This window comes from Streptomyces toxytricini, from assembly GCF_014649915.1.
In the GTDB taxonomy this organism is placed as follows: domain Bacteria; phylum Actinomycetota; class Actinomycetes; order Streptomycetales; family Streptomycetaceae; genus Streptomyces; species Streptomyces toxytricini.
This window is the reverse complement of record NZ_BMTY01000016.1, coordinates 68,858-93,196: the sequence shown is the minus strand read 5'-3', so window position 1 is coordinate 93,196 and position 24,339 is coordinate 68,858. Positions and strand designations below refer to the sequence as shown.

Sequence of the window (24,339 nt, the reverse complement as noted above, 5' to 3'; positions counted from 1 at the left end):
CCCGGCTCGGCGAGCGGGACCCGCCGCGCCCGGCTCGCGACGCCCGGCCGGCGGCGCCCGGTCCGCGGCCCGGGGCGTGACGTTGGGCGATGCCCGGCTCGGCGCCCGGACCCGCCGCGCCCGGCTCGCGAGGCTCGTTGCAACCGATTGCACGACGCCTGTGCACACCCCGCTCCGGACGCCCTCCGCGGCGCCCCGTCCGCGCCGCACAGCCCAGTGGGGCCTGTGCGGCGGGTCACGGCCGGGTCCGTGGCGTCGGCGCGGCACCTCGCGTGGCCGAAGTGCCTCGACAGCTCCGGTGTCGCGGCCTCCGGCGCCTTCCGGTGCACCGCACCAGACACCGCGGCCCTCCGACCCTGATCCGCCGGACAGGCCCGCCCGGCTCATGGCACCCCGGCCCGTGCCGCTGATTCCCCGGCAGCCGGGCCGGGGGCCGGCCCCCGGATCCGATCCCCCTCGGCCGGCCCGCGGCCCGGCCCCCGGCGCTCGGCGCGGGCGCGCGGGGTGGGCGGAACGCGCGGGCGGCTCCATCCGAACCAGGTCGTCATGTGCGCACCTGCGCACATGACGCTACCGTGGTGGGAGAGTCCGCACCGACGAGCGGAAGGCCCCAGCATGCTCCCGGTCCTGCGCAACCGCACCTACCGGCACCTGTTCGCCGCCCAGGTCGTCGCCCTCACCGGCACCGGCCTGGCCACCGTCGCCCTCGGGCTCCTCGCGTACGACCTCGCCGGTCCCCGCGCCGGATCCGTCCTCGGCACCGCACTGGCGATCAAGATGGTGGCGTACGTCGCCGTCGCGCCCGCCGTCGGCGCCCTCGCGCACCGGCTGCCGCGCCGCGCCCTCATGGCCGGCTCAGACCTCGCCCGCGCCGCCGTCGCGCTCTCCCTGCCGTTCGTCGACCGCGTCTGGCAGGTCTACCTGCTGGTCTTCCTGCTCCAGGCGGCCTCCGCCGCGTTCACCCCCACGTTCCAGGCGGTGATACCCGACGTCCTGCCCGACGAGCGCGACTACACCCGCGCCCTCTCCCTCTCCCGCCTCGCCTACGACCTGGAAAGCCTGTTCAGCCCCGCCCTCGCGGCCGCCCTCCTCGCCGTCACGACGTACGACCGCCTCTTCCTCGGCACCGCCGCCGGCTTCCTCGCCTCCGCCGTACTCGTCCTCTCCGCCGTCGTACCGCGCCCGGCGGCCGGCACCGGCACCGGCACCGCCGCAGCCGGGCCGGAGGCCGGTCGGCACGCCGGGCACGCGCACGCCCGCGCCGCCGCCGGCGTACGCCTCCTCCTCGCCGCCCCGCCGCTGCGCGCCCTGCTGCTGCTGAACCTGGCCGTGGCCGCCGCCGGCTCCCTCGTCACCGTCAACACGGTCGTCTACGTCCGCGACCTGCTGGGGCGCGGTACGGGCGACGTCGCCCTCGCGCTCGGCGCCTACGGGGCCGGCTCCATGGCCGTCGCCCTCGCGCTGCCCCGCCTCCTCGACCGCGTCCCCGACCGCACCGTGATGCTGCGCGGCGCCGCCGCCCTCGCCGCCGCCCTCGCCGCGGCCGGCGCCCTGACCGCCGCCGCGCCCGGACCCTGGCGCTGGCCCGCGCTGCTCGCCGCGTGGGCGGCGCTCGGCGCCGCCGGGTCGGCGGTGCTCACCCCCGCGGGCCGCCTGGTGCGCCGGGCGGTTCCGGCCGGGCGGCGCACCGAGGCCTTCGCCGCACAGTTCTCCCTCTCCCACGCCTGCTGGCTGCTGACGTACCCGCTGGCCGGCTGGGTCGGCGCCACCGCCGGCCTGACCGCGGCCGCCGCCGCCCTCGGGGTGCTCGCCGCCGGCTCCGCGCTGGCCGCCGCCGCACTGTGGTGCCCGTCCCCGGAGCCGGCCACCGAGCCGGCCGCGGCCGCCGCCCGCGAGGCCGACCGCCCCAGCCCGCGGCCCGAGCCCGCGCCCGCACCGGCGTCGACGGCGACGGCGGCCGCCGGGGCGGGCCGCCTGCACCGCCTCCTCGCCCCCCGCCACGGCCACTGACCGGGCTCCGCCGACCGGGGTTTTCCACAGGCTGCGGCACGGTGTCCCCGCGGGTCGGTAGGCTGCCCGTCATGACCCTTACGGACGCGACCCCCGAGACCAGCGCCGCCCTGGAGGTGCTCCACCGCGTCTTCGGGTACGACTCCTTCCGCGGCGAGCAGCAGCAGATCATCGAGCACGTCGCAGGCGGCGGCGACGCCCTCGTGCTGATGCCCACCGGCGGCGGCAAGTCGCTCTGCTACCAGATCCCGGCCCTGGTCCGGCGCGGCACCGGCGTGGTGGTCTCCCCGCTGATCGCCCTCATGCAGGACCAGGTCGACGCACTGACCGCGCTCGGCGTCCGGGCCGGCTTCCTCAACTCCACCCAGGGCATCGACGAGCGGCGCACCGTCGAGCAGCTCTTCCTCGCCGGCGAGCTCGACCTCCTCTACCTCGCCCCCGAGCGGCTCCGCACCGAGGGCACGCAGCGCCTCCTCGACCAGGGCGAGGTCTCCCTCTTCGCCATCGACGAGGCGCACTGCGTCGCCCAGTGGGGCCACGACTTCCGCCCCGACTACCTCGCGCTGTCCATGCTGCACGAGCGCTGGCCCGACGTCCCGCGGATCGCCCTGACCGCCACGGCCACCCCGGCGACGCACGCCGAGATCGCCGGGCGGCTCGGCCTGGAGGACGCCCGGCACTTCGTCGCGAGCTTCGACCGGCCCAACATCCAGTACCGGATCGCCGGGAAGAACAACCCGCTCAAGCAGCTCCTGGACCTGATCCGCACCGAGCACGAGGGGGATGCCGGCGTCGTCTACTGCCTGTCGCGGTCCTCCGTGGAGAAGACCGCGGCGTTCCTCGTGGAGCACGGCATCGACGCCGTCGCCTACCACGCCGGCATGGACGCCGCGACCCGCGCCGCCAACCAGTCCCGGTTCCTGCGCGAGGAGGGCGTCGTCGTCGTCGCGACGATCGCCTTCGGCATGGGCATCGACAAGCCCGACGTGCGCTTCGTCGCCCACCTCGACCTGCCCAAGTCGCTGGAGGGCTACTACCAGGAGACCGGCCGCGCCGGCCGCGACGGCGAACCCGCCACCGCCTGGCTCGCGTACGGTCTCCAGGACGTCGTCCAGCAGCGCAAGATGATCGAGGGATCCGAGGGCAGCGACGCACACCGCCGCTCGTTGACCGCACACCTCGACGCCATGCTCGCCCTGTGCGAGACCGTCGACTGCCGCCGGGTCCGACTGCTCGCCTACTTCGGCCAGGAGTCCGGCCCCTGCGGCAACTGCGACACCTGCCTGACCCCCGCCGAGTCCTGGGACGGCACGGTCGCCGCGCAGAAACTCCTGTCCACGGTGTGGCGGCTCGCCCGCGAGCGGCGGCAGAAGTTCGGCGCCGGCCAGATCATCGACATCCTCCAGGGCAAGAAGACCGCCAAGGTCATCCAGTTCGACCACGACCAGCTGTCCGTCTTCGGCGTCGGCGCGGACCTCGGCACGGCCGAATGGCGCGGCGTCGTCCGCCAGCTGCTGGCCCTCGGGCTGCTCGCCGTCGAGGGCGAGTACGGGACGCTCGTCCTGACCGAGGCCAGCGGTGAAGTCCTCGGCGGCCGCCGCACCGTCCTCCTGCGCAAGGAAAAGGCGCCGACCGGCGGCCAGACCCGCAAGGAATCCGGAAGCCGCGGCGGCAAGGGCGCCCGCGTACCGGTCGACCTCCCGGCGGCCGCGGTCCCCGTCTTCGAAGCCCTCCGGGCCTGGCGCGCCGCCACCGCCCGCGAGCAGGGCGTCCCGGCGTACGTCGTCTTCCACGACGCGACGCTGCGGGAGATCGCCACCCGCCTCCCGACGACCACGGCGGAACTGGGCACGGTGGGCGGCGTGGGCGAGGCCAAGCTGGCCAAGTACGCGGAAGGCATCCTGGCCACCCTGTCCACGACCGCCCCGGCAGCCGCGGAGCCCTCGCCCCCGGCGCCGACCGCGCGCCCGCCCCACGCCGACGAGCCCCCGCTGGACGAGGAACCCCCCTTCGACCCGGAGGAAAACGACCCGCCGTGGGACGACTGGGAGTGACCGCCCCGGCCCCGGGGCCGGGCCGGAACGGCGCGTCGGCACACCGCGCGGGCAGGACCGCCGCATGAGCCATCTCGGACTGCTGACCCTCGTGGTGCGGGACTACGGCGAGGCGATCGCCTTCTACCGTGACGCCCTCGGGTTCGAGCTCCGGGAGGACACCCGGATCGACGAGGACAAGCGGTGGGTGGTGGTCGCCCCACCGGGCGCACGGGAGACGGCCGTGCTCCTGGCCAGGGCCGCGACCGCCGAGCAGGAAGCCCGCATCGGAGACCAGACCGGCGGCCGGGTCGGCTGGTTCCTGAACACCGACGCATTCGACCGCGACCACGAGCGGATGCGGGCGGCCGGGGTCGAGTTCGAGGAGGCACCCCGGCAGGAGCCGTACGGCACGGTCGCCGTCTTCCGGGACCTGTACGGCAACCGCTGGGACCTCATCCAGCTGCACCGGCCCGGCGGCACGGGGGAGTGAACGGACCCGCACCGGCGGCCGGGCCGCAACTCCGCGGCCGCACCGCAGCCGTGGCGGGCCCGCCGGCCCGGTGAAGCGGGTCAGGCGCGGGCGGCGGGCACACCGCCGGCTTCGGGTCCCCCGTGCCTGTGGGGCGGTTGCCCCGGGCTCCTGATGGGGACTCAATCCCCTTTCCCCCACCATTACTCGACGCTGCCGGGGTGCCGTTTCGCTATCGGCCCGGAGGGGGCGGAAGGCCGCGGCGCCGTGCGCAGCTGCGGGCCCCGTGTGTTTCGGCCAGGGGCCGGGTGAGGTACCCGGAGCGCCGGCGGGGAGGCCTGCCACTGCCGCGTGGTCTGGGCGAGGCCGTGTCGGGGTCGTATGCACGGCCGGTGCGTGCTCTCGGCGTGCCCGGGACGGGGGTGCACGGACGCCCGGCCCGGTGCGGGGAGTGCATGTGTCGGCCCGGCCGCCCGGCGCTGCGCGGGAGACGGCCACCGCCGTCACAGCCCGGCTGTTCGGGCTGCTCGCACGTCGATCGCCCCGCATACGGGCACCGGGCCCCCTCGCGCGGCCGTCTCGCGTCACGGGCACCTCCGGTCCGCGTGCCGCACCCGTCGCCGCCGCCAAGGACCGCCCGACGGGTGCCGCGGCGGGCGTGCGCCCGCCAACTGACCTGCCGCGAGGCGGCTTCCACCGCCGCGCGGCACCCGCGCGGGGCGTCCCGGGCGTCCGGGTGCGGGGCGTGTGATCCCGGGCCAAGCTGGGGGCATGAGCGACGATCCCCGAGGCGTGCCCGTCTCGGAGCTGCGCCTCGCCCTGGCGATGCGCGGAGGCGTCAGCCTCGCCGTGTGGATGGGCGGAGCGTGCTGTGAGACCGCGGCCCTGCGGGCGGCGGCTCCCGGGCGACGCCCGCAGAGCCCGAACGCTGCACCCGCCCGGGCGGGCGGCGCGGAGGCCGGGGACCGGTCCGCGGGCGGTGCTTCGCACCCGGGCGACGAGTCCGGTGCCTCGGGCGGGCCGCCCCGCCCCGACGTCGGCCCCGGCGGCCCCGGAACAGGGGACCCGCCCGTGGCCGGTGGCCAGGCGGTCTATCGGGGGATGCTGGAGGCCTGCGGGTATCGCCACGTCGACGTCGACGTTCTCGCCGGGACCAGCGCCGGCGGGCTCAACGGGGTCCTCATGGCCTGCCATCTCGTCTACGGCATGCCGTTCGGCCGGGGTGTGCGCGACCTGTGGCTGAAGGTGGGGGACCTCGAGGGGTTGCTGCGGCGCTCGCGGCCGTTCCTCGTCCCGGACTCCCTGCTCCAAGGGGACGCCGTCTTCCACCAGGAGCTGTGCACCGCCCTCGGCCGGCTCGTGGACGAGGCGCCGCCCGGCTGGAGGCCGCCGCCGTCGCTGCGGCTGATCCTCACCGCGACCCGGTTGCGGCCCCGCCCGGACCGGGTGCGGCCCACGCTCGGCGCGCCGCTGCTCGTCGGCCGCTCGCAGGCCTATTTCCGGTTCCGGCACCGCGCCGCCCTGACCGACTTCCCGGTCGACTCCAAGCCCGCCCGGGACGCAGCCCTCACCCGGCTGGCGTATGCGGCCCGCGCATCGTCGTCGTTCCCCGGCGCGTTCGAGCCGGCCCGGGTGTACGTAGGCCACGGCTCCCTGCTGGCCTCCACGCCCCCCTACGCCGTCGACATGCGAGGCGTCAGCAGCGAGACGGGCCACCCAGACCCGGACCTCGACGGCTGCGTCGAACTCGTCGACGGCGGAGTGCTGGACAACATCCCCGTCGCCTGGGCCGTACGGGCCATCGCCGCGGCCCCCGCCGTCCGCCCCGCCGAGCGCTGGCTGCTGTTCCTGCAGCCCGTCCCGCCGTTCCCGCCTGCTCCCGCCGCCGGTCCGGCGGCCCGGCGCGGGGCCACGCGCCTCGTCCGCGCGGCCGCCGGCTCCTTCGCGGTGAAGGCCGGCGCCGAGTCCCTCCGCGACGACGCCCTCGAACTGGATGCCGCCGAAGCCGCGGCCCGGTACCGGCACTGCGCCGGCGGCGTTCTGCCCCCGAACCTCGACACGCTCGGCGAGACGGCCTTCGCCCGGCTGGGCCGCTACCGCCGCACCGTCGGCGCCGCCGAGGCCGCGCGGCTGATCCGGCTCCTTGCCGACCCGGCCGAGGTGACCGGCCCGGACGCCCTGCCGCTGCCCGCCGGGCCGGACCCGCTGGAACCGCTTGACGCGCACGGCAGCGGCGCCGCCGAGCTGTTCACCCGGCTGCGCGAGCCCGTGGCCGCCGCCCGGCTCGTCCTGTCCGACGGGACCGCCGCCCTGCCCGGACCCGGCCACTCGCCGCTGCCGCTGGCCCGCACCGTCCGCCTCCTCCTGGACTGGGTGCGGGCCTGGGAGGACGCCGACCCGCGCGCCGACTCCGACACGGTCCGGGAGCTGCGCCGCCGGCTCTACGCCGCCCGCTTCGCCGTCGCCACGGTGATCGCGGCCCGAGACCGGCTGCTGCTCGCCGCCTACCGCGAGGCCCTGGCGGGCGGGGAGCCTCCCGCCGACGCCGCCGCGCCGTACCGGAGCGCCGCCCAGAGCCTCGAAGGGCTCCTGGCGGATGCGCCGCCGCCCGAGGCGGCTCCGGCCAAGTGGGAGGCCTGGGCGGTCGACCTGGCCCGGCACGTCACCGCCGCCGCACCGCCCGCCCCGTTCACCGGCGAGACCGAATCCGCAGGCCCCGCCGACAACCCGCTGTGGCCCCTCCTGGCCCACCTCGCCCGCCGGATCGGGCAGGCCGCGCCCCCGGGCCTCGACGGCTACGAGGCGCTACGGGAGGCCGCCACGGCCCCGTTCCCCGACATGGCCGACGCCCTGGCCTTCGCGGAGGTGCTGCTGGGGCCGCTGCGCCCGGACCCGCTGGCCGAGGCGACCGGCATCTCCTTCCGCGCCGTCTCGGCCGCCGACACCAGCTGGGCGACCCGCCGGGTCCTGGCCGGCCTGGGCGAGGCGCCGCAGGCGAAGGACGTCGTACGGGCCAAGCTCAGCGGCAACCAGCTGAACAACTTCGCGGCGTTCCTCAGCGTCCGCTGGCGGATGAGCGACTGGACCTGGGGCCGCCTCGACGGAGCCGCCTCCCTGGTGTCCGCCGTCGCCACCGACGAACGCCTCAAGCGGTGTTTCGCCGAGGCGGCCGCTGCCGAGGCCGCCGCCGGCACGGACGGTGCAGCCGCCTCCGATGGCGACGCGCCTGCCCCCTCCGCCCCCACCGCCGATCCCGCCGACCTGCCACGCCTCGGCCGCCTCCTCGCCGAGGCGACCGGCCTGGGCGGGCGGTTCACCGACGCCTGGACCGCCGACCTCGCCGCCCGCCCGCCGGACGCGGCCGCGGTGGGTCCCTGGCAGCGGGCGCGGGACGTGCTGACCGAGCTGCGGCAGCGCGAGATCCTCGCCGAGGAGCTCCCGCTCCTCCTCGCCCTCGGCGACGGCAACCGGCCCCCCGACACCCTGCCCGACCCGCCGCCCCTCGACCCCGGGCAACTCGACGAGGCCCTGAAGGCCTTCGCCGAGACCGGATCCGAGACCGTCGGCGGGCTGCTGCACTTCCGCGGCCCCCGCCGGGCCGCCCTGCGCGCCGGGTTGCTGGCCTGGCCGGCGGTACAGCCTGCCGGGCGCGGCCCGAGCCGCCTTCCGCAGGCGGTGCTCGGCCTGCTGAAGCCGCTCGTGTGGATGCCGCCGCTGAGCGGGGTGCTCGCGCCGTGGAACACCCTGGCCGCCGCCGCGCTGCTGTGGACGGCCACCGCCCTCGCGACAGGCCGGTGGGGTTCGCTGCTCCCGCACGTCCCGGTCTGCCTGTACGCGGCCCTTGCCCTGGCCTGCGGTCTGCGGCAGGTGCTGCCGCGGAGCCTGCCGAAGGCCGCCCGCCTCGGGCTGCCGCTCGCGGCGGCCCTCGGCCCGCCGGTCGCCCTCGGGCTCCTGCACGGCGTGCACACGCCCTGGCTCGGGCCTGCGGAGCGGACCGTGCTCGTCGGGGCCTGCTCGGCCCTGGCCGCGGCTGCCCTCCTCGCCCCCGGGACCGGCCGGTGGCCGCTGCTGCCGCCGGCGGCGCTGGCCGGGGGAGCGGCGGCCGCCCTGGTGCAGTTCGGCCGGGGCCCGCTCGGCGGCTGGTGGGGCCTGCTCGTCCTGTACGCGGTGCTGCTGTGGGCCACCTTCGCGCTGCCGTGGCTGTACCCGCGCGACCGAGCCCGTACGGCCCGCGACACAGGGCCTCGGGCCTGAGCCTCGGATAGGGTGATTTCGTTACGAATCGGACCCTCCGGGGTGAGGTCGGTGAGGGTGGACACGAAGCAGTCGGCGAGCGGGGGCCCGGACCGGCCCACCGCGGCGGTCGGATACGCGGGCGTGCTCCGCGAGCTCCTGCCGATCGCCCTGTGGCGCGAGGACGCCGACGGCCGCATCGCGGAATGGTCGCTCGCCGCCCAGGACCTGCTCGGGCACCGCCCCGAAGACATCCTCGGCCGGTCCGGCGCCGACGTCCTCGTCCCCGACACCAACCACGAGCTCGCCCGCCAGCTCACCCGGCGCGTCCAGGCCGGCGAGACCGTCGTCGGCACGCTCCCCGTCCGCCACCGCGACGGACACCGCGTCACCATGGAGATGTGGATCGTGCCCGCCGTCGACCGGCAGGGCCGCACCGGCGCCCTCCTCATCGCGGTGGAGACCAGCGAGGTCCTGCGCATGCGGGACTCCCTCGCCGCCCTCCAGAGCCTGTTCACACAGTCGCCCATCGGGCTGGCCACCCTCGGCCCCGACCTGCGGTTCCTGCGCGTCAACGACGCCCTCGCCCGGATGAACGGCGTCAGCCCGGCCGACCACCTCGGCAGGCGCCTCACCGAGGTCGTCCCCGGGGTCAACGCCGCCGCCCTCGAGGCGACCATGCAGCAGGTCCTCGAAAGCGGCACCGCCGTCGTCGACGTCCGCCGCACCGGCCGCACCCCCGCCGACCCCGACCACGACCGGACCTGGTCCTGCTCCTACGCCCCCCTCCTCGACGGATCCGGCCGCGCCCTCGGCGTCATCGCCTCCCTGATCGACATCACCGACAGCCAGCAGGCCCAACTCGACGCCGAACGGGCCCGCCGCCGCTTCGCCGTCCTCGCCGAGGCCGGCACACGCATCGGCACCACCCTCGACCTGCGGCAGACGGCCGAGGAGATCGCCCAGGTCCTCGTCCCGCGCCTCGCCGACTCCGCCGACGTCCAGCTCCTCGAAACCGCCCTCGACGAGGACGGCGCCGGCACCCACCGCGGCGTCCTGCGCCGCCTCGCCGCCGTCTTCCCCGACCCCGAAGCCCCCACCAGCAGGCTCCACCCCGGCCAGACCTTCAAGATCCCCGCCGGGACCGTGTACGAGCAGGTCATCGCCGACGGCCGGCCCATGAACCTCTACCGCTCCGACGTCCCCGCCCTCATCCCCGACCCGCGCGCCGACGCCCTGCGCACCTACCTCGCCGGCCTCGGCTCCGCCCGCCTCATCCCGCTCGTCGCCCGCGGCACCGTCCTCGGCGCCGTCACCGTCACCCGGCTCGCCACCCGCGAACCCTTCGACGAACAGGACTGCGTCCTCATCGACGAGGTCGTCGCCCGCGCCGCCCTCAACATCGACAACGCCCGCATGTACACCAACCAGCGGCGCGCCGCCCTCACCCTCCAGCGCAGCCTCACCAACAGCACCCTGCCCGACGTCACCGGCCTCGAACTGACCGGCCGCTACCTGCCCGCCAGCGAGCACGACGTCGGCGGCGACTGGTACGACGCCATCCGCCTCCCCGGCGGCTGCACCGGCCTCGTCATCGGAGACGTCATGGGCCACGGCGTCCACGCCGCCGCCGTCATGGGCCAGCTCCGCACCGCCGTGCGGACCCTCGCCCGCCACGGCGTGCCCCCCGACCGGCTGCTGCGCTCCCTCGACGCCGTCGTCGCCGACCTGGGCGCCGACGAGATGGCCACCTGCGTGTACGCCGTCCACGACCCCGTGTCCGGCGGCTGCACCATCGCCCGCGCCGGCCACCCCCCGCCCGCCGTCGCCACCGCCGACGGCCGGGTCACCTTCCTCGACGGCCCGCCCGGCACCCCCCTCGGCACCGGCAACCGCGAATTCCGCACCGAGCGCATCGCCCTGCCCCCCGGAAGCCTCCTCGTCCTGTACACCGACGGGCTCATCGAAGCCCGCGACCGCGACCTCGACCAGGGCATGGCCCAACTCGGCTGGGCCCTGCGCAGCCCGCAGGGGCCCCTGGACCGACTGTGCGACACGATCCTCGCCCACCTGCTGCCGGCCGCCCCCGAGGACGACGTCGCCCTCCTCCTCACCCGTACGACGACCGGCCCGCCGCCCCCCGCCTGACCGGCACGGCAGCGTCAGCCGCGCCGCCGCGCACGGAGCAGCGTCAGCCGCGCCGCCGCCCCCGCCCGTCCGCCCGGCGCGAGGCCCGCCCCCGGCGGGCCCTCACCAGGCCAGGTCCTCCAGCGCGTCCAGGTCCGGCGCCGGACCCGGCGGTTCGGCCGCCGCTGTCAGCGGCAGCTCCGCCCAGATCACCTTCCCGCGCTCCGTGTACCGCGTCCCCCACCGGTCCGCGTACTGCGCCACCAGGAACAGCCCGCGGCCGCCCTCGTCGGTCGTCGCCGCGTACCGCAGGTGCGGCGAGGTGCTGCTCGCGTCGGACACCTCGCAGATCAGGCTGCGGTCGCGCAGCATCCGCACCCGGATCGGCGTGTTGCCGTACCGGATCGCGTTCGTGACCAGCTCGCTCAGGATCAGCTCCGCCGTGAAAGCCACCTCGTCCAGCCCCCACTCGGCCAGCTTCGCCGCACTCGCCCCCCGCACCCGCGACACCGCCGCCGGATCCGGCGGCACCTCCCACTCGGCGATCCGGTCCGCCTCCAGCCGCCGCGTGTCCGCGATCAGCAGCGCGATGTCGTCACTCGGCGACGGGAACAGCAGCGCCGCCAGCACGTCCGCGCACTCCTCGTCCGGCGTCCGCCGGCCCGGCCGCCCCAGCACCTCGCCCAGCATCGCCAGACCCGTGTCGAAGTCACGGTCCCGGTCCTCCAGCAGCCCGTCCGTGAACAGCGCCAGCCGGCTCGCCTCCGGCAGCCGCAGCTCCACCGCCTCGAACGGCATCCCGCCCACCCCGAGCGGCAGCCCGACCGGCACCTCCGGGAACTCCACCCGCCCGTCCGGCCACACCAGCGCCGGCCCCGGATGCCCGGCACTCGCCATCGTGCACCGCCCCGACACCGGGTCGTACACCGCGTACAGGCACGTCGCCCCCGTGATCCCCGCCGACTCCGCCGACCCGTCACCGCCGTAGCCCGACCCCGCCGCACCCGACTCGTTCTGGTCGATCCGGTCGATCAGCTCGTCCAGATGGCCCAGCAGCTCGTCCGGCGCCATGTCCAGCGTCGAGAAGTTGTGCACGGCCGTCCGCAGCCGCCCCATCGTCGCCGCCGCATGCACCCCGTGCCCCACCACGTCCCCCACGATCAGCGCCACCCGCGCCCCCGCCAGCGGGATCACGTCGAACCAGTCCCCGCCCACCCCCGCCTTCGCCGGCAGGTACCGGAACGCCGCCTCCACCGCGTTCTGCTCCGGCAGCACCCGCGGCAGCAGGCTCTGCTGCAGCGTCACCGCCGTCGCATGCTCCCGCGTGTAGCGGCGGGCGTTGTCGATGGACACCGCCGCCCGCGCCCCCAGCTCCTCCGCGAACGACAGGTCCTCCTCGTCGAACGCCTCCGGCGTGTCCGCCCGCCAGAAGTTCGCCATCCCCAGCACCACACCGCGCGCCTGCAACGGCACCGAGATCAACGAATGCAGCCCGTAGTCCAACGCCTCCCGCGTCCCCGACTCGTCCTGCGCCCGCCACCCCATCGCCGCATGCAGATCCGCCGCCAGCACCGCCCGGCCCGCATCCAGCGCCGCCGCCATCGGCGCCGTCGGCACCTCGAACCGGATCATGTCGCCGACCGGCTGCAGCGGCTGGTCGCTGCGCACCCCGCTCATCGCCGTACGCCGCATCTGCGTGTGCACCCCCGACGCGAGCGCCGGATCCTCCCCGCGCAGCACCGGCTCCAGCAGCTCCACCGTCACGAAGTCCGCGAACCGCGGGACGGCCACCTCCGTCAGCTCCTCCGCCGTCCGCGCCACGTCCAGCGTCGTCCCGATCCGCACCCCCGCCTCGTACAGCATCTGCAGCCGCTCCCGGGCCACCTCCGCACGCCCCGACAGCGCCGCCAGCTCCGTCGAATCGCGCAGCGTCATCACACTGCCCGACGGATGCCCCCGGTACGGCTTCGTCGGCCGCACGTTCACCGCCAGCAGCCGGTCGCCCGCCAGGTGCACCTCGTCCGTCGCGATCCGCCCCGACAGCAGCAGCGCCGCCGTGCTCTGATCCAGCCCCAGCTCCGAGACGTGCCGCTGCTCCGCGTCCGCCGGGAGGTCCAGCAGCCGCCGCGCCTCGTCGTTGGCCAGCAGCAGCCGGTGGTCCGCGCTGATGATCAGGACGCCCTCGCGGACCGCGTGCAGCACCGCCTCGTGGTGCTCGTTCATCCGCGCCATCTCCGCCGCCCCCAGACCCCGCGTCTGGCGCCGCAGCCGCCGGCTGACCAGTGCGGCGCCACCCGTACCGAGCAGCAGGGCCCCCGCCGCCGCGCCCAGCAGCAGCGGCAGCTGGCCCTCCACGGTCTCGGAGACGTTGCCGACCTCTATGCCGGTGGAGACCAGCCCGATGACCTGCCCCTCCGCGTTGCGTACGGGCACCACGGCGCGCACCGCGTCGCTGGGCTCCCCGCGGAACATCTCCGTGAACCCCTCGCCGCCGGTGGCGCGCGACAGGTCCCCGGAAGCGCGCTCGCCGATCAGCTCGGGCCGCGAGTCGGTGTAGCGGACGCCGTCGGGGGTCATCACCGCCACGAAGTCCACCCCGGACGCCTTCCGTGCGGCCTCCGCGAGCGGCTGCAGCACGGCCGTCGGATCCGGCGACGCCAGCGCGGCGGGCAGCCCCGGCGCCTGCGCGAAGGCCGCGGCGGCGGCCAGAGACCGGTTGCGGGCGTCCCGCTCACTGTCGTAGCGGGCCTGGAGCAGCAGGGCGACCGCGGCGGCGGCGATCAGCAGCAGCACGATCACCGCCTGCAGCGCGAAGACCTGGCCGGCGACACTGTGCGCCCCCCGGGCGAAGCGCGAAGCCAGCCCCGGGCCCTGCCCGGTCGGCTGCCGGGGCGGCGATCCCCTGGATCGACCAAATCGTCCCGCCATGAGCCATTTCTAACACTGACACTTGGATCCGCGCGTGGCCAGGGCCGGGCGGGGGCGCGCATCGGAGGCGGGAGACGCGGGGCGCGGCGGCGGGGGTGCGGGCCGGGGGAGGGGGTGGGAGGCGGCGAGGCGGAAGTGGGGACGGTGCTCCGGGTGGGGGACGGCGGTGGGGTTGGGGCGGCGGTGGGGTTGGGGCGGCGGTGGTGTGGGGGCGGCGGTGGTGTGGGGACGGGGCGGCGGGGCGGTGGGGAGAGGCCGGGCGGCGCCGAGGGGGCGTGGATTCGGCGGGGCGGGATGTGGACGAGCCCCGGGGGTGGGGAGGGGGTTGGCTTCGGTGGGTCGGGGGTGAGTTGGGCTCGGTGGTGGGGGCTTCCCGTCAGTCCCATCGTCCTTCCGGGGCGGGGCGGCCCGTCAAGGGCGCTCCTCCTTCGTCGTCGCGTCGCTGCGCGATGGCCTTCGGCCACCCTTGACAGGCCACCCCACCCCGGAATGCCGAAAGACTGCCGGGAAGCCCCCGGGGGAACGGGAGGGGGGACGAGATCCCTTCCGGCCGAGGCAAGCCCTTTGGCCCGACGCCCGCGCCGCAGATCGCTACACGCTCCTGTGGGGTGGGCGGCTGCGGCCTGTCGGTTCTGCCGGGCGCCCCGGATCGCTACACGCCCCTGTGGGGTGGGCGGCTTCCGGCCCGCCTGTCCGTCCGGGCGCCCCGGATCGCTACGCACCCCCCTCGTTGAGGGCGGCTGCGGGCCGCCGGTGCCTCCGGGCGCCGGAGATCGCTATGCGGTTCCTTGTGGTTGGCGGCTTGCGGCCCGTCGGTCCGTCCCGTCGCCCCAGATCGCTGCACGCCGCGGGTGGGCGGGCGTCTGCGGCCGCTGGTCGCTCCGGACGCCTCAGATCGCTACCTGCCGCCGGGTGAGGTGGGCGTCTGTGCCCGCAGGTCCCTCCGGCGCCCCAGATCGCTGCGTGGCTGCGCTTGCCCGCATCTGGCGGCCGTCCGCGCGCCGAAGTGGGGCGCTGATAGCCGAAGGGTGCACCGAACGATGTCATGGACGTCATTTCGTGACGTCTCAGCTCGACGCAACGTGCGTTGGTGCGGTTGAGGGCCGCAGCGGGTTCCTCGCCGCGCCTGCATGCAGGGGATGTGCGTATGTCGGCGTCAGGCGACAAGACAGGAAGACGGGGCCGCGAACGGCGGCAGTCCGCAGGCGCCTGCGTGCCGTCCCCCACGGCGAAGGGGCGCGGGGCGGGCGCGACGGTCCACAGACGCCCGCCTGGCGGAGGCTGTCGGTGATCTGCGGCGCCCCCGGCAGCAACAACGGCCCGCAGTCGCCTGCCACGCGGGGGCGTTTAGCGGCCTCGCGGCGCCCGGCAGCGACAAGGGCCCGCAGCCGCCTGCCTCACCGGGGGCGTGTAGTGGTCTGGGGCGCCGGGAGGAACCGGCGGGCCGCAGCCGCCCGTCAGGCGGGGGCGTGTAGTGGTCTGGGGCGCCCGGGGGAACCGGCGGGCCGCAGCCGCCCGTCAGGCGGGGGCGTGTAGTGGTCTGGGGCGCCCGGGGGAACCGGCGGGCCGCAGCCGCCCGTCAGGCGGGGGCGTGTAGTGGTCTGGGGCGCCGGGAGGAACCGGCGGCCCGCAGCCGCCCGCCTCACCGGGGGCGTGTAGCGATCTGAAGCGCGGGGGGCCGGGCCCGAAAGTACGGCTGTGCCCCTAACGTGTCTCGTCCCCCCTCCCGTTCCTCGGGGGCTTCCCGGCAGTCTCTGTCTTTCCGGGGCGGGACGGCCTGTCAAGGGTGGCCGTAGGCCATCGCGAAGCGACGCGACGACGAAGGAGGAGCGCCCTTGACAGGCTGGCCCGCCCCGGAAGGACACTGGACTGGCGGGAAGCCCCCGCCGCCCTTCACCCCAGGTCGGCGGAACCACCGCCCTCCCCGGCCCGGCCGCGCACTCCGGCCCCGCCGACCGCACCCGGCCCCGCCCGACCTCAACCGGGCCGCCCCGCCCCCGCCCCGCCGGGGCGCAGGGCGCAGGGGCGTAGCCGCGCCGGTCAGGCGCTCAGTACCTCCGCCGCGATGTTCGCCGCCACCTGTTCCAGCAGGGGGCCCGCGTTGGCGATGCAGGTTGCCGGGTCGGGTTCGAGTTCCGTGAGCGGGTACGCCCGGCGGATGCCGGCTGCGCGGAGTGCCGACTGGTCCAGCCGGAGCCGGCCGCACACCGCGACGACCTCCTTGCCCGCCGCCCGTGCCGCCGCGGCGACGCCCGCGGGGGCCTTGCCGTGCAGGGTCTGCTCGTCCAGTGAGCCTTCGCCGGTGATGACCAGCGTCGCCCGCTCCAGGGCGGGGGCGAAGCCGAGTACGTCCAGCATCAGCTCGATGCCGGGTCGGAAGCTCGCGCCGAGCAGCAGCGCGCCGTAGCCGATGCCGCCCGCGCCTCCCGCGCCCGGTGAGGCCGCGAGCTCGGCGGCCTTCGGGCCGATCGCCCGCTCCAGCACGCGCGCGTAGTGGGCGAGCGCCGCGTCGAGCGCCTCCACGTCCTCGGGCGTGGCGCCCTTCTGCGGCCCGTACACCGCCGCGCAGCCCTTGGGGCCCGTCAGCGGGTTGTCCACGTCGCTCGCCAGGACGAAGTCGACGTCCGCGAAGCGCGGGTCGATGCCCGACAGGTCGGCCGAGGCGAGCTCGGCGAGGGCCCCGCCGCCCGGGCCGACCGGTCGGCCGTCCGCGTCCAGGAACACCGCTCCCAGCGCGGCGAGCATGCCCGCGCCGCCGTCGGTGGTGGCGCTGCCGCCCACACCGAAGACGATCGTGCGCGCCCCGGCGTCCAAGGCGGCCTTGAGGACCTCGCCCGAGCCGTACGTGGTCGCGGTCAGCGGGGCGAAGACGCCCGCCGGGAGCAGCTGCAGGCCGGAGGCCTCCGCCATCTCGACCACCGCCGTCCCGTCGCGCAGGGCGAACGAGGCCGTGACCGGTTCGCCGAGCGGCCCGGTGACCCGTACCTCCCGGCGTTCGAAACCGGCCGCCACGGCGGCCGCGACCGTCCCGTCGCCGCCGTCCGCGACGGGGAGGGTCTCGACCTCCACGTCCGGTACGGCCCTGCGAAGGCCGGCCGTCACCCGCTCGGCGACCTGAACGGCCGTGAGCGAGCCCTTGAACTTGTCCGCGGCGATCAGCACGCGCGCGGCCTCAGATACTGCTCCGTCCGTCACTTGCCATCCCTTGCTTTCGAACAGTGCAGTCGCGCCACCCCCGAGCCTATCCGGAGGATCCTCTAAAGCCCATGCGTGGCCTGGGCCACACCAGTCCCCGAGTGCGCTCAAAAGTGGGCGAAGTGAGGCAAAACCTGCCGCCTCACCCCCTGGATCCCTCGTCCCCCGGAGCCCGCCCCCCACGGCACCCCCGGTCGGTAGGGTGGCCGCGTGACCACAACGGATGACTACGCCACGTACATCGCGAGCCTGCCCCGCGTCCTGGCGGGCGCCGCCGCGCTGTACCGGGATGCGGAGGGCCGCGTCCTGGTCGTCGAGCCGAACTACCGGGAGGGATGGGCGCTGCCCGGCGGGACGATCGAGTCCGACGCGGGGGAGTCCCCGCGGGCCGCGGCCCGGCGCGAGAGCGCCGAGGAGATCGGGCTCGACCGGCCGCTCGGCCGGCTGCTGGCCGTGGACTGGACGGTGGGCCCCGGCCGGCCGCCGCTGGTCGCGTACCTCTTCGACGGCGGCGTCCTCGACGCCGACGACCTCGCGTCGATCCGGCTGCAGGAGGAGGAGCTGCTGTCCTGGCGCCTCGTCGCCCCCGCGGAGCTCCCCGACCACCTGCTGGGGCCGCTCGGCCGGCGGGCCCTGGAGGCGTGCCGGGTGCTGGAGTCGGGCGAGGGAGCGGTGGAGCTGGAGAACGGCCGCCGCCCGGCCGCCTCCTGACACGGGGTCGGTGACGCGGCGCTTACACGCGGCAGGACACAATCGAGCGATGATCACCATGTACGCCTGGCCGAGCACGGCCGACGGGCCGGACGCGCTGCCCATGGTCCACTTCACCACCGACCGCCAGGAGAGCGGCGAGGTCACCGCCGACGGCACCCCGGTGTGGCTGTTCGACACCGCGATACGCGAGGGCGGCTGGGCCTTCTTCAGCGACTTCGAGGGGTGGTCGGCCCCCGCCGAGGGCTGGCAGGCCTTCTACCGCCGCGAGGACGACCTGCTCGCCGTTTCCGGGCCCGGCCCCTGCGAGGGCTGGTACCAGGGCAACCTGGGGGCGGACGCCGACTGGGTGGAGGCGGCCTCCGCCCGGCAGAGCGTCGTCCTGCTGGCCGCCCCCGTCCAGCATCCGTCCCTCTTCGGCTACGCCGTGGAGGCCGGCGCCGCCTTCGCCCTGCTGGTACCGCTGGCCGTCGTCTAGCGGCGGGCGGGGGAGGGAATACCCTCTGCCCGTGCACGACATACGCGAAGTCTCCTTCGCCACCCAGGCCTACGAGCTCACGCGCGAGGAGTTCCACAAAGCCGTCAAGGCGGCCGCCCCCTACCGGGGCGGGCGGCGGCTCGCCGCCGCCACCGTGGTCCTGACCGCCGTGTCCCACGCGGCCTTCCTGTACCTCGGGATCCCGCCGAGCCCGTTGATGCCGGCCGCCGCCGCCGTTCTCGTCATTCTGGCCGTGGCCGTGCCCCCGCTGATCACCGCACAGGCGTACCGGGTGGCGCGGGGCAAGGGGGAGGGGCGGTGCGTGCTGGACGGGGACGGTGTCGCATGCCACGGGGCAGAGGAGGTCCAGCGGATGCCGTGGAGCGCGGTCACCGGTTTCCGCGAGACGGACGAGATGTTCGTGCTCCTGCTGCGGCACGGCCTGAAGCAGGGGCTCCTCGCCGTGCCGAAGCGCGTGCTCACCGGGCCGGGCGAAGCGGAGCTGCTGGGCGCCGTGCTCGACGAGCGCATCGGCCGCGGCTAGCCGGCCCCTCGCTCCGCCCCCGGGTCAGAAGAGGGCCTCCGCGGATGTGACGGCGACGGCCTTGCCGGACTCGTGCTCCAGCAGCCGGACCTTGCGCTCCAGGCCGCCGCCGTAGCCCGTCATGCCGCCCGAGGCGCCGATCACGCGGTGGCAGGGGACGATGATGCCGATCGGGTTCTTCCCGTTGGCGAGGCCGACGGCCCGGGACGCGTTCGGCTTGCCGAGCCGGGCCGCGAGTTCTCCGTACGACCAGGTCTGCCCGTACGGGATCTGTACGAGCTGGGCCCACACGCTGCGCTGGAACTCGGTGCCTTCCATGCGCATCGGCAGGTCGAAGCGGGTCAGTTCCCCGGCGAAGTACGCGGCCAGCTGCCGGACGACCTCCGGGAAGGGCTCCTCTTCGGCGGAGACCCGCGCGCCGAAGGCCTCCTCGGCGGGCCGGTGCCGCTGCCCGACCATGTAGAGCCCGCACAGGACGCCGTCCGAGGCGACCAGCGTGAGCGGCCCGTAGGGGCTGTCGACGACGGTGTGCTGCTTGGTGTGCGTCATGGTGCCGTGTGCTCCTCAGGCGGGCAGGTGGTTGATCGGGTGGCTGTCGGTGGCCCACAGGTACTGGACGGCGTACGCGCGCCAGGGCCGCCAGGCGGCCGCGCGGGCGGTGAGAGCCGCGGGTGTGGACGGCAGGCCGAGCTGCTTTGCGGCCCGGCGCAGGCCCAGGTCGGACGGGAGGAAGGCGTCGGGGTCGCCGAGCGCCCGCATCGCGATGACCTCGGTGGTCCAGGGGCCGAAGCCGGGCAGGGCGGCGAGGCGGGCGCGGGCGTCGTCCCAGTCGCTGTCGGCGCCGAGCGGCAGCGAGCCGTCGGCCAGGGCGGCGACGAGGGTGGTCAGGGTGGTGCGGCGGCTGCGCGGGAGGGCGAGCGCCTCCGGGTCGAGGCCGGCGAGGGCCTCGGGGGTGGGGAAGAGGCGGGTGAGTCCGCCGGCCGGGTCGGGGTCGGCGACGGGTTCGCCGTGGGCGGCGACCAGGCGGGCCGCGTGGGTGCGGGCCGCCGCGGTGGACACCTGCTGGCCCAGCACGGCCCGTACGGCGAATTCGGCGGCGTCGACGGTCCGCGGGACCCGGCGGCCGGGTGCCTTGTCGACGAGCGGCGCCAGCAGCGGGTCGGCGCGCAGCTGCCCGTCGACGGCCTCGGGGTCGGCGTCGAGGTCGAGGAGGCGGCGGCAGCGGCTGATCGCGATGGTGAGGTCGCGCAGGTCGGTGAGGGCGAGCTGGCAGCCGATGTGGTCGGGGCGGGGGGTGAGCGCGGCGACGCCGGTGCCGTAGGGCAGCCGCAGGGTGCGGCGGTAGGCGCCGGCCCGCCACTCCTCGACGCCGGGGACGGCGGTCGCGGCGAGGTGGCCGAAGAGGTTGTCCGGGTTGAGCGGGGCGCGGAACGGCAGCCGCAGGCTGATCGTGCCCGGGATCCGGGGGGCTTGCCGGGCGCCGCCCGCGGCGCGGGCGCGCAGCTCGCCGGGGGCGAGGGCGAAGACCTCCCGGACGGTCTCGTTGAAGGTGCGGATGGAGGAGAACCCGGCGGCGAAGGCCACGTCGCCCATCGGCAGCTCGGAGGTCTCGATCAGCAGGCGGGCGGTCTGGGCGCGCTGGGCGCGGGCGAGCGCGAGCGGCCCGGCCCCGAGCTCGGCGTTGAGCTGCCGCTCCACCTGGCGGGCGGAGTAGCCGAGGCGGGAGGCGAGGCCGGGGACGCCCTCGCGGTCCACGACGCCGTCCTGGATGAGCCGTACGGCGCGGGCGACGGCGTCCGCGCGGGCGTTCCACTCGGGGGACCCGGGCGAGGTGTCGGGGCGGCACCGCTTGCAGGCGCGGTACCCGGCCTGCTGGCAGGCGGCCGCGCTCGGCAGGAAGGTCATGTTCTCGACCTTGGGCGGTACGGCCGGGCAGCTGGGCCGGCAGTAGATCCGCGTCGTCCGCACGGCGGTGAAGAACCAGCCGTCGAAGCGGGCGTCCTTCGACTGCACGGCCCTGACGCAGCGCTCGGTGTCGGTGTACATGGCTCCCAGCATTCCGGCCCGGGCGGCGCCGGGCTGGCGGTTTTCCGACATCAAGGCTACGCGGCCTGCGGCCTGACCCGCCCCCGAATGTGCGAGGCCCCCGCTGCCTGGCGGCGGCGGGGGCCTCGTCGGTGGTGCGGTGCTGCGGGGCTACGGGAGCTGGGCTGCCCGGGCCTCGCGGCGGTTGTGCCGGAAGGTGTTGGCCCGGCGGGTGGTGGCGAACAGCGGGATGGTCGCCGCCAGGGCGATCTGCAGGGCGCAGCCGGTCTGCAGGAGCAGCTGGCCGCCGGGCGCGTCGAACGCCCACGCCGCGAGCAGGCCCATGGCGCTGATGATCCAGCTGAGCATCGCGACCGCGAGGACGCCCCGCGGCTTGGGGTACTCGACCCGGCTCACCATCAGCCACGCGACGCCGATGATCGCCAGCAGCGTCGGCGGGAAGGGCAGCTCCAGCAGCACGATCGAGACGACCGTGAGGGCGCCGAAGGGGCTCGGCATGCCCTGGAACATGCCGTCCTTCATCGTCACGCAGCTGAAGCGGGCCAGCCGGAGCACGACCGCCAGCAGCACGACGATCGCCGCGAGCGCGGAGACCTTCTGGTGCGCGTCGTCGGCGACCATGCCGTACACGAGTACGAAGTACGCCGGCGCGAGCCCGAAGCTGATCAGGTCCGACAGGTTGTCCAGCTCGGCGCCCATGGGGGAGCTGCGCAGCTTCCGGGCGACGATGCCGTCGAAGAGGTCGAACACCGCCGCGAGCAGCATCAGTATCACCGCGGTCGCCGCGCTGTGCCGGGCCATGCCGGACTCGCCGCTGCCGGTGAGGTGCGGGATGAGGATCCCGGTGGTGGTGAAGTACACCGCCATGAACCCGCACGTGGCGTTGCCGAGGGTGAGGGTGTCCGCTATCGACAGCCGCAGCGAGAGCGGCATGTCGTCCTCGGCGGCCTCCTCCTCGGCGGCCTCGGGCACCCAGCCTGTGGCGGGGGTCTCCGGGTCAGTCACGGTCAATTCGGGTCACCCCCGCGGTGGTGGTCTGACCGACCTCGACCGCGACCTCGACGCCCTCGGGGAGGTAGATGTCGACGCGGGAGCCGAAGCGGATCAGGCCGATGCGCTCACCCTGCTCCACCTTGGTGCCGGCCGGCAGGTACGGGACGATGCGGCGCGCGACGGCCCCGGCGATCTGCACCATCTCGATGTCGCCGAGCTCGGTGTCGAAGTGCCAGACGACGCGCTCGTTGTTCTCGCTCTCCTTGTTGAACGCCGGGACGAACCCGCCGGGGATGTGCTCCACGGACGTCACCGTGCCGGCCAGGGGCGCGCGGTTGACGTGGACGTTCAGCGGGCTCATGAAGATCGCGACGCGGGTGCGTCCGTCCTTCCACGGCATGATGCTCTGCACCACGCCGTCGGCGGGCGAGATCACGCGGCCCTCGGCGATCTCCCGCTCGGGGTCGCGGAAGAACCACAGCATGCCCGCGGCGAGAGCGGTGGCGGGCACGGCCGCCGCGGCCCAGCGTCCGGACTTGCGGGCCCGGGCGAGGCTGAGCGCCGCGGTGGCGACGGTCGGCAGAAGCCACGGCGATGCTCCGCGCGCGAGGCGTACGCCGAAGAGGCTGTCGCGAGGTGCAGAGGTTTGGCTGTGGGGCATGGATGACCTTCGTAGCGGTGGATTGCCGCGCCGCAAACAGGGGGACGGGACGGCGGCTTTACTGGAATGCTATCGGTTGCGCGCAACAACTGGGCAAGCCAGAAGCCGAGTCGATGCCCGTCAGCCAGTGACTGGTAGTGATCCTTTTGCGGCGGAGCCCTGGAGGATCCGCCGCAAAAGGGACTTTCAGCCCTGGAGTCGGTACTCCTCGAGCAGGCGTCGCCCAATGATCATTTTCTGGATCTCGGCGGTACCTTCACCGATCAGCAGCATCGGCGCCTCCCGGTAGAGGCGCTCGATCTCGTACTCCTTCGAGAAGCCGTAGCCGCCGTGGATGCGGAACGCATCCTCCACGACCTCCTTGCAGTATTCGGAGGCGAGGTACTTCGCCATCCCCGCTTCGAGGTCGTTTCGTTCCCCGGAGTCCTTTTTGCGAGCTGCGTTGACCATCATCGCATGAGCGGCTTCCACCTTGGTAGCCATCTCGGCCAGCTTGAACTGGATGGCCTGGTGCTGGGCGATCGGCTTGCCGAAGGTGTTGCGCTGCTGGGCGTACGAGACGCCGAGCTCGAAGGCACGCTGCGCGACGCCGCAGCCACGCGCCGCCACGTTGACCCGGCCGACCTCGACGCCGTCCATCATTTGGTAAAAGCCCCGGCCGGTCTGTCCGCCGAGTACGCGATTGGCCGGAATGCGCAGTCCGTCCATGATGAGCTCGGTCGTGTCGACGCCCTTGTAGCCCATCTTGTCGATCTTGCCGGGGATGGTGAGGCCCGGGCGGACCTCGCCGAAGCCCGGCTCCTTCTCCACCAGGAAGGTCGTCATCGACTTGTGCGGCGCGGTTCCCTCGGGGTGTCCTTCGTCACTCCGGCACAGAACGGCCACGAGCGTCGAGGTGCCGCCGTTGGTCAGCCACATCTTCTGGCCGTTCAGGACGTACTCGTCGCCGTCCTTGACCGCCTTCGACGTGATCGCCGACACATCCGAGCCCAGCCCCGGCTCGGACATCGAGAACGCGCCCCGCACCTCGCCCAGCGCCATCCGCGGCAGGAAGTGGTCCTTCTGCTCCTGCGTGCCGTGCTGCTTCAGCATGTACGCCACGATGAAGTGCGTGTTGATGATGCCCGAGACGGACATCCAGCCGCGGGCTATCTCCTCCACGCACAGCGCGTACGTGAGCAGCGACTCACCGAGACCGCCGTACTCCTCGGGGATCATCAGCCCGAAGAGCCCCAGCTCCTTCAGGCCGTCGACGATCTGCTGCGGGTACTCGTCGCGGTGCTCCAGCTCGGTCGCGACCGGGATGATCTCCTTGTCCACGAATTCGCGGACGGTCTTGAGGATCTCCTGCTGGACGTCGGTCAGGCCGGCGGTCTGGGCGAGACGCGTCATGGCTTACTTCCCCTGTTCCTTCAGCTCGGGCCGGCCGGGCTGCTCGCCGCCGCGCTCCTTGGTGTACGTCTCGGTCGGGACCATCACCTTGCGCCGGAAGACGCAGACGAGGGTGCCGTCCTGCTTGTAGCCCTTGGTCTCGACGTAGACGATGCCGCGGTCGCTCTTCGACTTGGAGGGCGTCTTGTCCAGGACCGTCGTCTCGCCGTAGATCGTGTCGCCGTGGAAGGTCGGGGCGACGTGCCGCAGCGACTCGATCTCCAGGTTGGCGATGGCCTTGCCGGAGACGTCCGGCACGGACATGCCGAGCAGCAGCGAGTAGATGTAGTTGCCCACCACCACGTTCTTGCCGAAGTCCGTCGTCTTCTCGGCGTAGTTCGTGTCCATGTGGAGCGGGTGGTGGTTCATGGTGAGGAGGCAGAAGAGGTGGTCGTCGTACTCCGTGACCGTCTTCCCGGGCCAGTGCTTGTAGACGGCCCCGACCTCGAACTCCTCGTACGTGCGTCCGAACTGCAT

At 74.9% G+C, this 24,339-nt stretch carries 16 protein-coding genes; 8 read left to right on the top strand and 8 right to left on the bottom strand.

What is annotated here, in order from left to right:
* The first annotated feature begins 615 nt into the window (after positions 1-615).
* The 5 genes from IE170_RS21025 (at position 616) to IE170_RS21005 (ending at position 10,896) form a co-directional block, all read left to right on the top strand.
* Positions 616-2,010, top strand: a complete 1,395-nt coding sequence (locus IE170_RS21025) for an MFS transporter (protein WP_189810980.1) — start codon at positions 616-618, stop codon at positions 2,008-2,010.
* 71 nt (positions 2,011-2,081) lie between these two features.
* Complete coding sequence (gene recQ, locus IE170_RS21020; protein ID WP_189810979.1) at positions 2,082-4,064, top strand: DNA helicase RecQ; 1,983 nt, start codon at positions 2,082-2,084, stop codon at positions 4,062-4,064.
* 64 nt (positions 4,065-4,128) lie between these two features.
* Positions 4,129-4,536 carry a VOC family protein gene (locus tag IE170_RS21015; RefSeq protein ID WP_189810978.1) on the top strand — a complete coding sequence of 136 codons (408 nt, stop codon included), beginning with the start codon at positions 4,129-4,131 and terminating at the stop codon, positions 4,534-4,536.
* Between the two features lie 750 nt (positions 4,537-5,286).
* Positions 5,287-8,769, top strand: a complete 3,483-nt coding sequence (locus tag IE170_RS21010) for a patatin-like protein (RefSeq protein WP_189810977.1) — start codon at positions 5,287-5,289, stop codon at positions 8,767-8,769.
* 57 nt (positions 8,770-8,826) lie between these two features.
* Positions 8,827-10,896 (top strand): SpoIIE family protein phosphatase, encoded by a 2,070-nt coding sequence (locus IE170_RS21005; RefSeq protein WP_189810976.1) that lies wholly within the window; start codon positions 8,827-8,829, stop codon positions 10,894-10,896.
* 102 nt (positions 10,897-10,998) lie between these two features.
* On the opposite strand, the gene IE170_RS21000 is transcribed toward IE170_RS21005, so the two are convergent.
* Both IE170_RS21000 and IE170_RS20995 read right to left on the bottom strand, forming a co-directional pair.
* Positions 10,999-13,803: a SpoIIE family protein phosphatase gene (locus IE170_RS21000; RefSeq protein WP_189810975.1), complete on the bottom strand. Its 2,805-nt coding sequence runs from the start codon at positions 13,801-13,803 to the stop codon at positions 10,999-11,001.
* Positions 13,804-15,843: 2,040 nt separating this feature from the next.
* On the bottom strand, positions 15,844-16,998 hold the full coding sequence (locus IE170_RS20995) for a glycerate kinase (protein ID WP_189810974.1): 1,155 nt from the start codon (positions 16,996-16,998) through the stop codon (positions 15,844-15,846).
* 210 nt (positions 16,999-17,208) lie between these two features.
* Between IE170_RS20995 and IE170_RS20990 the strand changes: the two genes are divergently transcribed.
* The 3 genes from IE170_RS20990 to IE170_RS20980 are packed head-to-tail and all read left to right on the top strand — an operon-like array spanning position 17,209 to position 18,731.
* Positions 17,209-17,709, top strand: a complete 501-nt coding sequence (locus tag IE170_RS20990; protein WP_189810973.1) for an NUDIX domain-containing protein — start codon at positions 17,209-17,211, stop codon at positions 17,707-17,709.
* Positions 17,710-17,758: 49 nt separating this feature from the next.
* Complete coding sequence (locus tag IE170_RS20985; RefSeq protein ID WP_189810972.1) at positions 17,759-18,187, top strand: hypothetical protein; 429 nt, start codon at positions 17,759-17,761, stop codon at positions 18,185-18,187.
* Between the two features lie 31 nt (positions 18,188-18,218).
* A complete protein-coding gene (locus IE170_RS20980; RefSeq protein ID WP_189810971.1) occupies positions 18,219-18,731 on the top strand; it encodes a YcxB family protein in 513 nt (170 codons plus the stop codon).
* 24 nt (positions 18,732-18,755) lie between these two features.
* Here IE170_RS20980 and IE170_RS20975 read toward each other — a convergent pair whose 3' ends face one another.
* The 6 genes from IE170_RS20975 to IE170_RS20950 all read right to left on the bottom strand — a co-directional run bounded on the left by IE170_RS20975 (position 18,756) and on the right by IE170_RS20950 (position 24,339).
* The gene (locus IE170_RS20975; RefSeq protein ID WP_189810970.1) at positions 18,756-19,280 is read right to left on the bottom strand and encodes a methylated-DNA--[protein]-cysteine S-methyltransferase; all 525 of its coding nucleotides are present in this window, start codon (positions 19,278-19,280) and stop codon (positions 18,756-18,758) included.
* 15 nt (positions 19,281-19,295) lie between these two features.
* The gene (locus IE170_RS20970) at positions 19,296-20,777 is read right to left on the bottom strand and encodes an AlkA N-terminal domain-containing protein (protein WP_189810969.1); all 1,482 of its coding nucleotides are present in this window, start codon (positions 20,775-20,777) and stop codon (positions 19,296-19,298) included.
* A gap of 150 nt (positions 20,778-20,927) precedes the next feature.
* A complete protein-coding gene (pssA, locus tag IE170_RS20965) occupies positions 20,928-21,749 on the bottom strand; it encodes a CDP-diacylglycerol--serine O-phosphatidyltransferase (RefSeq protein ID WP_189811048.1) in 822 nt (273 codons plus the stop codon).
* Between the two features lie 25 nt (positions 21,750-21,774).
* Positions 21,775-22,431 (bottom strand): phosphatidylserine decarboxylase, encoded by a 657-nt coding sequence (locus IE170_RS20960; RefSeq protein WP_125544022.1) that lies wholly within the window; start codon positions 22,429-22,431, stop codon positions 21,775-21,777.
* A 186-nt stretch (positions 22,432-22,617) separates the two neighbouring features.
* On the bottom strand, positions 22,618-23,823 hold the full coding sequence (locus IE170_RS20955) for an acyl-CoA dehydrogenase family protein (RefSeq protein ID WP_189810968.1): 1,206 nt from the start codon (positions 23,821-23,823) through the stop codon (positions 22,618-22,620).
* A 3-nt stretch (positions 23,824-23,826) separates the two neighbouring features.
* The gene (locus IE170_RS20950; protein WP_189810967.1) at positions 23,827-24,339 is read right to left on the bottom strand and encodes a MaoC family dehydratase; all 513 of its coding nucleotides are present in this window, start codon (positions 24,337-24,339) and stop codon (positions 23,827-23,829) included.

Excerpts from the sequence above, each read along its gene's own strand:
- IE170_RS21025 (WP_189810980.1), top strand. The coding sequence starts at position 616 with ATGCTCCCGGTCCTGCGCAACCGCACCTACCGGCACCTGTTCGCCGCC.
- recQ (WP_189810979.1), top strand. The coding sequence starts at position 2,082 with ATGACCCTTACGGACGCGACCCCCGAGACCAGCGCCGCCCTGGAGGTG.
- IE170_RS21015 (WP_189810978.1), top strand. The coding sequence starts at position 4,129 with ATGAGCCATCTCGGACTGCTGACCCTCGTGGTGCGGGACTACGGCGAG.
- IE170_RS21010 (WP_189810977.1), top strand. The coding sequence starts at position 5,287 with ATGAGCGACGATCCCCGAGGCGTGCCCGTCTCGGAGCTGCGCCTCGCC.
- IE170_RS21000 (WP_189810975.1), bottom strand. The coding sequence starts at position 13,803 with ATGGCGGGACGATTTGGTCGATCCAGGGGATCGCCGCCCCGGCAGCCG.
- IE170_RS20985 (WP_189810972.1), top strand. The coding sequence starts at position 17,759 with ATGATCACCATGTACGCCTGGCCGAGCACGGCCGACGGGCCGGACGCG.
- IE170_RS20975 (WP_189810970.1), bottom strand. The coding sequence starts at position 19,280 with ATGACGCACACCAAGCAGCACACCGTCGTCGACAGCCCCTACGGGCCG.
- IE170_RS20970 (WP_189810969.1), bottom strand. The coding sequence starts at position 20,777 with ATGTACACCGACACCGAGCGCTGCGTCAGGGCCGTGCAGTCGAAGGAC.
- IE170_RS20960 (WP_125544022.1), bottom strand. The coding sequence starts at position 22,431 with ATGCCCCACAGCCAAACCTCTGCACCTCGCGACAGCCTCTTCGGCGTA.
- IE170_RS20955 (WP_189810968.1), bottom strand. The coding sequence starts at position 23,823 with ATGACGCGTCTCGCCCAGACCGCCGGCCTGACCGACGTCCAGCAGGAG.
- IE170_RS20950 (WP_189810967.1), bottom strand. The coding sequence starts at position 24,339 with ATGCAGTTCGGACGCACGTACGAGGAGTTCGAGGTCGGGGCCGTCTAC.